Source organism: Bacteroides difficilis (assembly GCF_048319815.1).
Classification (GTDB): Bacteria; Bacteroidota; Bacteroidia; order Bacteroidales; family Bacteroidaceae; genus Bacteroides; species Bacteroides zhangwenhongii.
Genome location: NZ_CP182814.1, coordinates 5,183,508 through 5,197,684, shown reverse-complemented (window position 1 = coordinate 5,197,684; position 14,177 = coordinate 5,183,508). Strand labels below are relative to the sequence as shown.

At 40.2% G+C, this 14,177-nt stretch carries 8 protein-coding genes; 3 read left to right on the top strand and 5 right to left on the bottom strand.

What is annotated here, in order from left to right:
* Positions 1-106: 106 nt before the first annotated feature.
* From ACNOGP_RS20430 to ACNOGP_RS20420, 3 genes are read right to left on the bottom strand one after another with little or no spacing between them, the layout of a single operon-like run.
* A complete protein-coding gene (locus ACNOGP_RS20430; RefSeq protein WP_418213584.1) occupies positions 107-2,956 on the bottom strand; it encodes a TonB-dependent receptor in 2,850 nt (949 codons plus the stop codon).
* Positions 2,957-2,972: 16 nt separating this feature from the next.
* Complete coding sequence (locus ACNOGP_RS20425; protein ID WP_418213583.1) at positions 2,973-4,367, bottom strand: DUF4925 domain-containing protein; 1,395 nt, start codon at positions 4,365-4,367, stop codon at positions 2,973-2,975.
* A gap of 33 nt (positions 4,368-4,400) precedes the next feature.
* Positions 4,401-5,609 carry a DUF4925 domain-containing protein gene (locus ACNOGP_RS20420; RefSeq protein WP_186967060.1) on the bottom strand — a complete coding sequence of 403 codons (1,209 nt, stop codon included), beginning with the start codon at positions 5,607-5,609 and terminating at the stop codon, positions 4,401-4,403.
* Between the two features lie 237 nt (positions 5,610-5,846).
* On the opposite strand from ACNOGP_RS20420, the gene ACNOGP_RS20415 reads away from it, so the two are divergent.
* The gene (locus ACNOGP_RS20415; RefSeq protein ID WP_418213582.1) at positions 5,847-6,698 is read left to right on the top strand and encodes a helix-turn-helix domain-containing protein; all 852 of its coding nucleotides are present in this window, start codon (positions 5,847-5,849) and stop codon (positions 6,696-6,698) included.
* Positions 6,699-6,795: 97 nt separating this feature from the next.
* On the opposite strand, the gene ACNOGP_RS20410 is transcribed toward ACNOGP_RS20415, so the two are convergent.
* Complete coding sequence (locus ACNOGP_RS20410; RefSeq protein WP_186967059.1) at positions 6,796-7,980, bottom strand: aminopeptidase C; 1,185 nt, start codon at positions 7,978-7,980, stop codon at positions 6,796-6,798.
* Between the two features lie 178 nt (positions 7,981-8,158).
* Entirely contained in the window at positions 8,159-8,689 is a 531-nt protein-coding gene (locus tag ACNOGP_RS20405) for a hypothetical protein (RefSeq protein WP_186967058.1), read from the bottom strand.
* 222 nt (positions 8,690-8,911) lie between these two features.
* Here ACNOGP_RS20405 and ACNOGP_RS20400 point away from each other — a divergent pair, with 222 nt between their 5' ends.
* Positions 8,912-9,778 (top strand): patatin-like phospholipase family protein, encoded by an 867-nt coding sequence (locus tag ACNOGP_RS20400; RefSeq protein WP_418213581.1) that lies wholly within the window; start codon positions 8,912-8,914, stop codon positions 9,776-9,778.
* A 115-nt stretch (positions 9,779-9,893) separates the two neighbouring features.
* Positions 9,894-14,171 carry a glycoside hydrolase family 3 C-terminal domain-containing protein gene (locus tag ACNOGP_RS20395; protein WP_418213580.1) on the top strand — a complete coding sequence of 1,426 codons (4,278 nt, stop codon included), beginning with the start codon at positions 9,894-9,896 and terminating at the stop codon, positions 14,169-14,171.
* The last annotated feature ends 6 nt before the right edge of the window (positions 14,172-14,177 follow it).

Here is a 14,177-nt window from a genome sequence, read left to right as displayed (position 1 = left end):
GCAAAGATACGTAATATATAAATTGAATGTGACCGGATAGGGCAAAAAAAGGAAACGACTGCATTATGCAGCCGCTTCGTAATCAATTATAAATCTTAATAGTCATTTAGAAAGTGACATCCATTTTCAGTACGAAAGTGCGTGGGGCAGCAACTGCCATAGGACGATAGCTGTATTCTTTGTTCAATAGGTTATTTACCATAAATTGGAACGCTACTTCTTTGGTTGCTTTTACTCCAAAACGCAGGTCGACGGTAGCATAATCCGTATTGTGCTTTTTCCAGTAAGTAGCCAGTGTCTCGCCTTTTGAATAGCCGAAGAGAATACCGCGTACATAGTCCATCAGATCTTTCTGCTGTTTATCACGTTCGTCCATCATCAAATAGTCTACTGCTAGGATTTTGCTCTTCCATGCAATGTTGGCACCTACGTTGATACGCTTCCACTGGAAATCTACCGTAGCTTTAAAGCTATGTTTAGGACGGTATTTCAGATATTTTCCCGTATTTGATTTCTCCTTCATCTGTAACGGGTCGGTATAAAGTCCTTCTACGGCATTGCGTTCCTGATAATCAGCATCACGAGGTTCGGTATATACATATCCTAAGTTATAGAATAGTTTTGTATTCTTATTGAAGTTGTACACACCGTTTGTGGAGATTTCAATACCGTAGATTTGTGCTTTCGATACATTATGAAATTGGGCACCGATTCCAAAGCCTTTACCGTCTGATAACATCTGAATGGCATCGCCAATACTGTTGATCATCGTATAGTTGGCATTGTTGAACAAACCGAACTGGAATTCAACCATATCTTTATATTGCGTATAGAATCCTGCAAGGTCTACAAATCCTTGCAGATTGCCGACTTTATATCCCTGTTTGAATCCTAATTCCGCATTAAATCCCTTTTCCGGTTTGATGTCCAGATTAGGATAGATACCGACTCCACCGATATCTTTACGCAGGTATTTTTCATTGATAGACGGGTTGCGGTATCCCTGTCCGAAGCTGGCACGGATAAAACTGTAATCAGCCAATTGATAATTTAATCCGGCACGGAAAACAGGACGGAAGGGGACCTTTGTTCCGAATATTTTTGTTTCCGCCTCTCGGTGATGGCTGTTTACGCGGTAGTATTCGGCACGTACACCGGCCGATACGCTCAGACGGTCCCAAAAACGTTGGTCATATTGCAGGAAAGCGGCAATGTTGTCACTTTTATATATCTCATCCATTACGGCAGAATCATAGCGGATATGTTCGAATGTAACCCCCGTAGTGATTTGCGCACCACTGTTCCATTTTTTATTAAATTGGTAGTCGAGGTAATAGTCGAAATTCTTGTCCGTCTGTGTTTTCGGATTAATGCGTGACGGATTAATAACATTAGATAGCCAAGGAACGAGATCACTGGGCAATTTACCATCCTGTATCAGTTTGTCTAAATCAGCGGGCAGCCCGTGATCCATAGTCCATGAGATTAAGTCGCAATAGTCGGCGGTTGTTGCATTCGGGAATATATTTCCTAATGAAGTGAATATTCCATTCATTGCATTTTCCAGATTTCCATTGATAAGTCCTGAACCAATGCCAACTAATGCCGGGTAAAGTGAACTGTAATCACCTCCTGCTATATTCTGTATTGTTTGGGCATCGGTTCCCATATTCCCTAGAATATCGGTAATGGAGGCTCCGTTGGTGGGGCGTATAATGTTGTCGGCACTATAATAGAAGCGGCCTTTAATCTTATGTGATGTACCGTTCTCCGGATTCACATAGTTGATGAAAGGGTCGATATGGAAGTTATTTTCTTCACGTCCCATGTTGGTGAAAGGAGATGGCTTGTATACTTCTGTCGGCGAACGCCAGATAAAGAAATCTCCATATTGGTTGGACAGGAAGTCAACATTGAATCCATAGTTCAACAGTTTCATACCCATATCCGGCTGATGATAGGTCAGGCTCCCACCCATCCGGAAACGTTTGTTGTATCCTTGTTCGCGATATCCTTCGTCGGTGAAGAGATTAATACCTCCGCTAACGTCGAAATTACCGATACGGCGGGAGTGGGAAAGGTCGAATCCTTCGTAAATAGGATTGCGTACACCACTAAGAAGGCTTCCACGCAAGATAGGTTTCACTGCGTATTTATCTTCTTTCCAAAAGCTCTTGTCGCTCCATTGATATTCATCATTTTCTGCATCACCATATACACCGACGTAAGCACTGAACCTGGTTTTCGGAGTCAGTCCCGGCCGGGCGGTACGGATATTGATAATACCATTCAGTGCTGACGAACCATATAGTACCGAAGAAGCTCCTTTTATCACTTCCACTTGTTCTACATTTTCTAGAGGTACGGTGTTCCAATTTATTTCTCCGGTTTTAGGGTTGAGTGTACTCATTCCGTCTACCAGAATTTGGCTACGTGCACCTACTCCGTAGGTCCATCCGCTACCACCACGCATGGAAGGCTGTTTATCTACAATATCTACTCCGGGAAGTGTACGAAGGGTAGAGGAGATATCTGTCGGTGCCTGGCGGGCAATATCTCCTGATTTGACTACATCCATAGAGACGGTAACATCGCTCAACTTCTGCTCAAAACGTCCTGCACTGACCACTACTTCTTCCAGTAGCTTGGTGCTTTCTTTCATATAGACGTCTTTGGTGACAATTTCACGTTTATTGATCACAATAGGCATTAGCACATCTTCATAACCTACATAACTGAAAACAAGGTCAACTCCTCCTTCTGGAAGTTTGATTTCATATTCTCCGTTGATGTTGGATACTACTCCCTGATTGCCGTGAAGCTTATAAGTGACGGCTGCTCCTACCAATGGTTCATTGGTCTTTGCATCGTATATATGTCCTTTAAGGGTTTGGGCAAAACTTGTATTCAAACAGCTAAGGCATAAAAGTAGAGTTAGGATATATATTTTCTTCATTGTTTCTTATTCTTTATTAATGTTTAGTTTCACTTTTCTTTTGGGTATCCAATCCTATATTCACTGTTTTGATCACTGGCCAAGCTTCTATAATTGGCTTCACGTAACTTGCCACTAGAAGTTCCCCGAAAGTAGGTATGGCTTCTAAGGTCGGTATCATTTTTGCTAGAATATTGATGAATGGAGTGAGGACCGATTTGTCTGCATATATGTAAGTATGTCCGTTTACATTATCCAGATGCATGGGAATGCCATTCTTTATCCAAACGAAAATAGCTTGGAAGTCTTTATCATCTATCTCAGTTATTAGAGATAAAATTGGATTATTTAATTGTTTGTTGATAGTAATGAGCACAGATTGTAGTTGGCTTGGATTTGATTTCAGCAAAGCATCCGTGACGGTGTTTATCAGATTGTAGTCTACATTTTTTCCTTTGTCTTGCATAGACTTTACAATAATGGCGGGAATGTTTAATTTTATATAGAAAAGTCCATCTTTAGAGTACCAGTATGCTAAGCCCTGAGAAGAAGAGGTATAGTGGCGTCCGGTTGTTACGGCTTCTATATCGGCAGCGGTAAATCCACCTCCCATTTCGACAGGAAAATACAGTTTCTGCATTATAAAAGTCATCAGTTGGCTCATAGCCTCTTTGTTGTTCATATCTATTTCACTGATTTTTAGTTCTCCTATTTGTACTTCATCCGTAGTATAATTGGCTACGATATTGCCGTTGGATGTAATATCCACAGATTGTAATAATTGAGCTATCATATATCCACCGAAGCCTTTGATAACATCTGTAATTGTTGCATACAGGAAGACTGCATTATCTACCTGCAAGTTGATATCCATGTCTGTATACAAGGCGGTTGCAGTCAGCTTGTTAGCTTCTTCTCCCCATTCATATAGTCCTGTCTCTTTATTGCGTACAGGATATTTTTTTGTACCGTATGTCAATTCGCTCATTTGGTAGGAGTGTGCCCATTGAGAACTGTTTCCCATTTTTATATTAGTGAGGTTGATGGTCAGTTTTCCTTTCTCAACATATCCGTTATAATTGAATGTTGCTCCTGTCACATTTCCTGTTCCGTTGCCTGAAAAAGAATAATTAGTATCGTTTCCTATTAGAGGAATAGACACTAGCTTTAATGTTTCTTCTCCCGGAATAATATCATAAAGAGTTATATTAGCTGTTTCTCCTTTTACAGTACTGAAGTCTACCGACTTACCAAGCATTTCTTTACCACTATAATATAATGACAAATTGGAATTAGGATTTGAGAACTTATTTGAATAATTGGCTGTTACATCCACAGGATCTGGTCCTGGGTAATCTTCGCTACAAGAAGTTAACAGACAGGCTGTGCTAATGAAACTGATAATTAATAATATAGATATTTTTTTCATCATTCTTTGTTTTCTTGATTTTTGAGATTGAAGTATTTATTTTTGTGTAGTTAGGTCTAATCCAATATCCATTGTATCGATCATTCCTAATAATCCACTAATATCCATTCCTAAGTTTTCGGTTATAATAGGGGCTATAGCACTGAAAATAGGAATTATTGTATTTTTATTAACATAGAGATATGTATGTCCATTTTCTTGGTTCATTTCTACTGGTATTCCACTTTTTAACCAAGAAAATATGGTAGTAAATGTGGTATCGTCTACTTGTAAAATATAGCTAATGATCTTATTGTTAAGAATCTGATTAACGGTACTTAATGCCGCTTTCAGTCTGATAGGATCGGATTTTAAAAGGGCTTCACTCACTCCGGCTATTAGTTGTGAATCAATGTTCTGTTCACTGTTTTGTGTTATGAGTGAGAGGATTTGCGGGAGGTTTAGTTGCATCACTAGGTTGGTATTGTTTATTTGATTCCAAAAAATGAGTCCTTTAGGAGAAAGCGTGTAGGTACGATTGTTAATGATACTCTGAAAATCTGCATCGCTCATTTCGCTATTGACAATATCCATTATTTCATCCATATTAATGGGACTAGTAGTATATTGAGCTGTTGTTATACCATTCTTTTCGAGGGTTATATCTGACAAAATATGTGGTAATAACGCATCTAAAAGATTAGTCGCAATTGCTTGGATAAATGGAACGAGAAAGGCTCCTCCTGAACCTTCTGTCGCAGTCATTCGGACATAGCTGGCACCACTATTACGTACTGTGGAACCTTCGTAAGTGTGTGAATATGGGGGGAATACGTATGTATTCGCAACGGAACCGTAATGAGCCATCGTCACCTCAAGTGACAATTGCATAGCTTTCGGTGTAATTCTACCGCTATATTTAACTTCAGCCCCTGTTTTCGTAACGCTTGTCCCATTGAATGTATAAGCATCTTTTTCTCCACTTTCATTCAATTGCACATCATTGATTGGAGTGGTGTTTTCTCCCGGAATTACATCGTTTAATGTCAGTGTTCCTGTCTCACTGTCTTCCGTTTTAAAGTTGACTGTTTTTCCAGCCAATTTCTCTCCACTGTAGGTTAGGTCTAAAGTGTATGGCTTGATATACGAACCATATTCCTGGCTGATTTCTCCCGGCCAAAAGAGTTTGTCGTTGTAGGTTTTCTCGCAAGAAGCCAAGAGTAAAGCCATACAGGCGACATAAAATAGTTTCTTAGAAGTTTTCATTCTCTTTTAGTTTTTATTAGAATATTAATTAAAACTCTGCAAAGGTCGTTTAATGTTTATTCGCTATCAAGCTCCATATTTGGGATTCAATGTTCTATATTTGCTATTTTAATTCGTAGAATCTAATGAAATATTAAATAGATGTTCCATTTATTAGATATGTTGTTCTATTCTTAATGTGCTATAACAAAGGTCTCAAAAGAAAAACTATCTTTGGGCAACTTAATTTTTTTGGTTATGATAATAGATGGTAATCTTCCTAAATTTGATCTTCCTATTGATTTTATAGCGGATGATAGTATTACTGGTGATATATTAAATATGTATAGTCGGTTTCCCTGTCAGATAAAAGCCGGGCTTTTTATACTTTGTACGGAGGGAACTGTTCGTGCCACCATAAATTTGTTGGAGGTAGTCATTCGTCGAAATGACTTTATCACTCTTCTTCCTAATTCATTTATCCAAATACATGAAGTATCTTCGGATACCCGTGTTTGCTTTGCCGGATTTTCTTCTGAGTTTGTCGCTTCAGTGAATTATGTCGATTCGTTGTTGAGCTTATTGCCAAACATACTGAATACTCCGGTCGTTCCTTTACCGGAAGAGATTGCAACTTTGTATCGTAATGCTTATAGCTTATTAATCAGGGCTTATTCTTTGCCTAATACATTGGAAAATAAAGAAATCCTTCGTTCTATTCTTACTATCTTTTTTCAAGGAGTGAAAGAGTTGTATAGTCGACAACAAACAGTAGTGAATGAACCTCTCAAACGTGAACATGAATTATATCGGCAATTTGTTCAAATATTAATGGCGAATTATACAAAAGAGCATGAAGTCGCTTTCTATGCTGATAAATGCGGAGTGACACCGGCACATTTCTCCAGTACAATTCGAAAGGCAAGTGGGCATAGTCCGTTGGTGATTATTACAGGTATGATAATAATGAATGCTAAGGCACAATTAAAGTCTACCCGTTTACCGGTGAAAGAAATAGCATTCTCGTTAGGCTTTAGCAATTTGTCTTTCTTCAATAAATATTTTCGGAAGCATGTAGGGATGACTCCACAGGAATATAGAGAGAAGTAATTATGAAATAAAAGAACGGTATTCCTGTACATTTGATGTAGGGATACCGTTCTCTATATTAGTCAGTTATGCTTTTTAATACTATTTTCAGGCAGACTTATTTGATACCCAGTTTCTTGGCAATTTCCTTAGGAAGTGCATCCTTGTGTACTAGAATATTCATAGTCTTATAAGCAACAAAGGCTTTGGAGGCATACCAGATACCGTTATATTTGCCGGCTTTTCCCCAAGAATTCTTTACCATGAAATATTCTTTCCCTGTCTGATCTTTGGCGATTCCATAGATTTGCATTCCGTGATCATCTGTTGTTTCCCAGTTATCAAAAGCAGCCTGACGCATTTCTTGAGTAATTTCCATTTCCGGTGATGGTTTGCTACTCAATTCTCTGCGTTTGTCGGCAGGAGTCATACCTGTCCAACGGGCCATGTCCGAACCGGAAAGTTCAGCTCCTTTGATGATGTCCGGCATAACGGCGGTACCATTGCGGCTGAACCCTTGTTCACTGACATCACTACCCCATGCAAAAGTATATCCTTTCTTTACGGCATTGTCCATTACAGCCATCAGTTCATCGATTGGCAGGTTGTATGACAGACCGTTACGCCAATTATCCTGAACTTCTACGGCAAATTGAGTATAGAACGGATGATGAGTATAAGAAGTCAGTGATATATAGTCATCGCAGTTCAGACCAAGTGATTCGGCGAAACTTTTCGGCGTATATTCTTTTCCTTTGTAAGTGAACTTCTCAGGACATTCTCCCAAATATGTATCATAAATAGCTGTCAGACCGTTTTTCCAAACCGGAGTCAATTTGCTTAACTTGCCTTTGGCTATTGCATTAATGTATCCTTCGGCAACTGCGTCCAGTTCATTGTGCACCGGTAGAGTATCACCATACATGATACCCGGCATTACTTCTTGCGGAACGATACCGTAATTCTTAATACAATACATCACATCATAGAAACTTCCACCCGGTGAAAAAGAACTGTCGCCATGATAGCGTACATAATTCACTCCACGATCTTCCATCGTTTTGTGTACTACGAACATTTCAGAAAGGTCATATTCACCTTTTCCTAGCCGGAGTAATTCGGACTCTACGAATCCAAGAGTAGAGAAACTCCAGCAGGTGCTCGAACGGTTCTGGTTCTTAATGGAAGTAATCGGATTTTCTTTCACTGTCGTGAAAACGAAGCCCTCTTCGGGTTTTGTGTCTTGTGCCGTCATGCTTAGGCTGAATAAGCCCAAAGCAGCGATAAGGATACTCTTTTTCATTCTTATGACATTAATATTAAATTTGTTTTGGCTACAAATATAAGGATTCCTCTTTTGATAACCATCCGTTTGAATTAATATGTATAAAAAAAGAATGAATATTAGTATATTGGGGTACGAAAATACCGCTTTGTTCTAACAACAAAGCGGTATAGTTAGATGCATCATTAGATGCGTGTTATTCTTTCTTTTCCTTATCCTTGGATGTTACTATGTAATCTTCTTTAATGAATTCATCGTAGACACGTTTCGGATGGTCGAACGGTGCAGTTCCGTTTTTCTGTTCGTTGAAGTTGTCCCGGCGGAATTGTTTTAATTTCAGATTGTCTTCTGCGTATTCTCTAAGTTTCTTAGGCTCGTTTCCATAAAGCGAACTTTCGGTCACATCGGAATTGAGCAAACTCTCTTTGGGGGTAATAGTCGGTAGAAGTACTTGTTCCAATAGTCCACGATAGGCTCCGTTATATTCGCACCATACGATGTCATTGGTTACGAATATGCGATAGGAGTACTTTGACCATGCGGTTTTGATTTCAATGGACGTAGCATAAATCTCAATAGTGGCTTCTGAACCATACGCCTGGTCACGGATCACAACGGTCGTCCGACCGCTAAGTTCTTCCTTCACGGAAGTTTGCCATCTTTCGGAATTCATGATTTCTTCGATGATTTCCGGTAAATTTTCTTTAATCTCAAACTGTATTCTCATGGTGCTTGCCTGCGGGCAGGACTTTTTTAATTTTTCCTCCTTAAACAATTAAGCTAGCCTAAAGTTACATATATTGAACCGAAAAAACAAGTATCTGTTTAAATATTTGCTATTTTTGCCCAACAATCAGCCTTTTTGTTTGAATTTGTCATAAATATGCAATAAAAGACAAAGGCTTGTTTATGCAACATAGAGTGTGAAAACGAGAATGGGAGTAAGGATATGAAAGATTTGAAAGTAGATGAATCTATAGGATTGGTATTGGAAGGCGGAGGTATGCGCGGTGTGTTTACTTGTGGTGTACTCGACTATCTGATGGATCACAATATTCGTTTTCCTTATACGATAGGAGTATCGGCAGGAGCGTGTAATGGGTTGTCGTATGCTTCCCGTCAACGGGGACGTGCCAAATACAGCAATATTGACCTGTTGGAGAAATACAACTATATCGGTTTGAAGTATTTACTCAAGAAGCGTAACATTCTCGATTTCGATTTACTTTTCAATGAGTTCCCCGAGCATATCCTTCCTTACGATTATGAAACTTATTTTGCTTCATCCGATCGTTTTGTGATGGTGACTACGAATTGCGTGACGGGAGAGCCCAATTACTTTGAAGAGAAGAAAGATAAAAAGCGAGTGATCGATATCGTTCGTGCTTCCAGCAGTCTGCCTTTTGTTTGCCCTATTGCCTATGTAGACGGTATACCGATGCTCGACGGAGGAATTGTAGATTCCATTCCCCTGCAACGGGCTATTGCGGATGGTTACACACACAATGTCGTTGTGCTTACCCGTAACAGGGGTTATCGGAAAGATTCGAAGGATATTCGCATTCCGGCATTTGTTTATCGGAACTATCCGAAGTTACGTGAAGCGTTGAGCCGTCGTTGTGCTGTTTATAATGAACAATTGGAAATGGTGGAGCGTATGGAAGACGAAGGAAAGATTATCGTTATCCGTCCATTGAAGCCTGTGGTGGTAGACCGTATTGAAAAGAATGTGCGCAAACTGACGGAATTTTATGAAGAGGGATACGTATGTGCACAGGCTTTGTCTCATTATTTTTCTACTTTTTTTCCCGATTAATTCGATTTTAAGTCTTTATTAATTCCTTTTAGTGGGATTTATTAAGGGGCGCTCCTTTACTTTGCTGAAAAATAGTATTGGAGAACTTTTAATATAACATGAAAAACAAAGGAATATGGTAAAAAGATTTAGTTGGTTGGTTTTTTGTTTATTGTTTTCAGTAGGTATAACAGCCAAAGGTGGAGGCAGGCAATATAACTCTTATAAGGGGTTAGTGATGGCCGGTTATCAGGGGTGGTTCAATACCCCTGATGACGGCTCTGGTCGCGGCTGGCATCATTATAATGGTCCGAAGGGTTTTCGTCCCGGTTCCTGTTCAATTGATTTCTGGCCGGAAGTGTCGGAATATAAAAAACTCTATAAGACAGAGTTTACTTTTGAGGATGGCAAACCAGCATCAGTCTTTTCTTCTTATGACGAATCTACAGTCGAACTTCATTTTAAGTGGATGAACCAATATGGGTTGGATGGAGTATTTATGCAACGCTTTGTTTCCGAAATTCGGAATGAAAGCGGATTGAAACATTTCAATAAAGTCCTCAATTCGGCAATGAAGGCAGCAAATAAATACGAACGGGCTATCTGTGTGATGTATGACTTGAGTGGTATGAAGCCGGGAGAAGAAGGGTTGTTATTAAAAGATATTGCAGAAATCGCACGTCAATATTCTATAAAAGATCATGTCAAGAATCCGTCTTATCTATATCATAATGGGAAACCGTTGGTTACCGTATGGGGAGTTGGATTTAATGATAACCGACGTTATGGGCTGAAAGAGGCGGAGCGTATTATTGACGGTTTAAAATTGCAAGGATTCAGTGTAATGCTTGGAGTGCCTACCCAATGGCGCGAACTGAAAGGAGATACAGAATCAGATCCCCACCTTCATCAGCTTATCAGAAAATGCGATATCGTGATGCCTTGGTTCGTAGGACGTTATAATGAAAACACTTATCCAAAATTTCAAAAATTGGTAGAGGCGGATATCCAATGGGCAAAGAAGAATCAAGTGGATTATGCTCCATTGGTATTTCCGGGTTTCTCGTGGGGCAATATGAAAGGTCAAGATCACAATTCATTCATTCCCCGCAACAAAGGTTCTTTCCTTTGGAAACAGCTGATGGGAGCTATTCGTGCAGGAGCCGAAATGATTTACGTAGCAATGTTTGATGAAGTGGATGAAGGCACAGCGATCTTTAAATGTGCAAAAAAAGTTCCGGTAGGGGAAAGTATATTTATTCCTGTTGAAGAGGAAGTGGAAAGTGATCATTACTTGAAGCTGGTCGGTGAAGCTGGTAAAATCTTACGTAAGGAAAAGGCGATGGCTTTCGATACTAGTTTGAATCCTTCGGCGCCTAATCCTTTTATCCGCCATATGTATACGGCAGATCCTTCCGCACACGTTTGGAAAGATGGCAGGTTGTATGTATATGCTTCGCATGATATTGCTCCGCCCCACGGATGTGATTTAATGGACCGTTATCATGTTTTCTCTACCGACGATATGGTACATTGGACAGATCATGGTGAGATCTTGAATTCAGCCCAAGTGTCTTGGGGACGCAAGGAAGGAGGTTTTATGTGGGCACCGGATTGTGCATATAAGAATGGAACCTATTATTTTTATTTTCCTCATCCTAGTGGAACGGATTGGAATGATAGCTGGAAAATCGGAGTGGCTACGAGCCGTAAGCCTGCCGAAGGGTTTAAGGTAAAAGGTTATATAAAAGGAATGGACCCGTTGATCGATCCTTGTGTTTTTGTGGACGACGATGGACAAGCCTATATCTATAATGGAGGTGGCGGTCTTTGTAAAGGGGGGAAACTGAAAGATAACATGATGGAATTGGACGGACCTATGCAGGTAATGGAAGGTTTGGAAGATTTTCACGAGGCGACTTGGATACATAAGTATAATGGTAAATATTATCTGTCTTATTCCGACAATCATGATGAAAGTTGGAATGATGGAGTCAAAGGGGATAACCGAATGCGTTATGCCGTCAGTGATTCTCCTTTGGGACCTTGGGAATCAAAAGGAATCTATATGGAACCGACTGACAGCTATACGAATCATGGTTCTATCGTAGAGTTTAAAGGACAGTGGTATGCCTTTTATCATAATAGTACGCTCTCCAATCATGATTGGCTCCGTTCCATTTGTGTAGATAAATTATATCACAATCCTGACGGGACGATTAAGCTCGTAAAACAGACGAAAAGTACGCCGATAACGGTACAGAAAAAGTATCCGTTCCGTAATCCTCAACTTTCCATAGAACAACGTGTTGATGATTTAGTTTCCCGTTTGACTCTGGAAGAAAAGGTGAGACAGATGTTGAACAATGCTCCGGCGATCAAACGTTTGGGAATTCCTGCCTATAACTGGTGGAATGAATGTTTGCATGGTGTTGGACGTACTAAATATCATGTCACAGTATTTCCGCAGGCAATAGGAATGGCAGCTTCATGGAATGATGTGTTAATGAAAGAAGTCGCTTCTTCTATAGCAGATGAAGGACGTGCTATTTATAATGATGCACAAAAGAGAGGGGATTACAGTCAATATCATGCTTTGACGTATTGGACCCCCAATATAAATATCTTTCGTGATCCTCGTTGGGGACGTGGTCAGGAAACGTATGGTGAAGATCCCTATCTGACATCTAAAATAGGAAAAGCCTTTGTTCTTGGGCTCCAAGGAGATGATCCCCGTTATCTGAAAGCTTCGGCTTGTGCTAAACATTATGCTGTGCATAGCGGTCCGGAAAAGAATAGGCATAACTTCAATTCCGATGTAAGTACTTATGATTTGTGGGATACTTATCTGCCGGCTTTCCGCACATTGGTAGTCGATGCAAATGTATCCGGTGTCATGTGTGCGTATAATGCTTTTAAGGGACAGCCTTGTTGTGGAAATGATTTGTTAATGCAGTCTATCTTGCGTGATAAGTGGAACTTCAAAGGTTATGTTACTTCTGATTGTGGCGCTATCGATGACATATTCAATCATCATAAGGCACATCCGGATGCGGCTACAGCAGCAGCCGATGCAGTATTTCATGGGACTGATTTGGATTGCGGTCAAAGTGCATATCTGGCTTTAGTAAAAGCTGTAAAAGACGGAATCATTACGGAAAAACAATTGGATGTCTCTGTGAAGCGTTTGTTTACGATACGTTTTCGTTTGGGTTTATTCGATCCCGCAGAACAGGTGGATTATGCCCATATTCCCATATCTATATTGGAATGTAAAAAACATCAGGATTTAGCGAAGCAATTGGCGCGTGAATCAATGGTACTTCTCAAGAATGACCGATTGCTGCCCCTTCAGAAAAATAAATTGAAGAAGGTGGTAGTGATGGGGCCGAACGCTGATTGCAAAGACGCTCTGTTGGGAAATTATAATGGTCATCCTTCCCGTATGTTAACTCCTTTGCAGGCTATCCGTGAACGTCTGAAAGGAGTGGCGGAAGTTGTATATGTGAGTGGTATTGATTACATAAATACCCTATCGGAAGATGAACTGAAGCGATATGTTAATCAGGCGAAAGGTGCTGATGCGGTTATTTTCGTAGGCGGTATCAGTCCGAGATTGGAAGGTGAGGAAATGTCGGTCAATAAAGACGGATTTGATGGCGGTGACCGTACTTCCATTGCTTTGCCGGCAGTCCAGACACAACTGATGAAAGCATTGGTGGCAGGGCGTATTCCGACTGTATTCGTGATGATGACGGGAAGTGCACTTGCCATTCCTTGGGAAGCAAAGCACGTTCCGGCAATCTTGAATGCTTGGTATGGAGGTCAATATGGTGGAGAAGCGATTGCAGATGTTCTGTTTGGAGATTATAATCCTTCCGGAAAGCTTCCGGTAACTTTCTATGCCAAAGACAGCGATTTGCCGGATTTCGAATCCTATGATATGCAAGGACGGACATACCGTTATTTTAAGGGAAAAGCACTTTATCCTTTCGGCTACGGATTGAGTTATACCGATTTTAGGTATTCTTCTTTGAAAATGCCTACGGCTTGCAATACTACTGATAAAGAAATTCCGGTAACAGTTACAGTGAAAAATACAGGAAAGATGGATGGGGAAGAAGTTGTCCAGCTTTATGTATCCCATCCGGATAAAAAAATACTGGTTCCGGTGACGACCTTAAAAGGTTTTAAACGGATATATTTGAAGGCTGGTGAAGCAAAACAAATAACTTTCTCTTTATCTTCTGAAGATTTGTCCTGCGTCGATGAAAACGGCATTCGTAAAGTTCTGCCTGGCACAGTAAAGATACAAGTTGGCGGCTGTTCACCTGTGGCTACGCTAACTGCTCCTTTAAAAACTGTAGAAACTGCTTTGAAACTTACAGGAGATACTTATACGATAGATAAATAATTATTT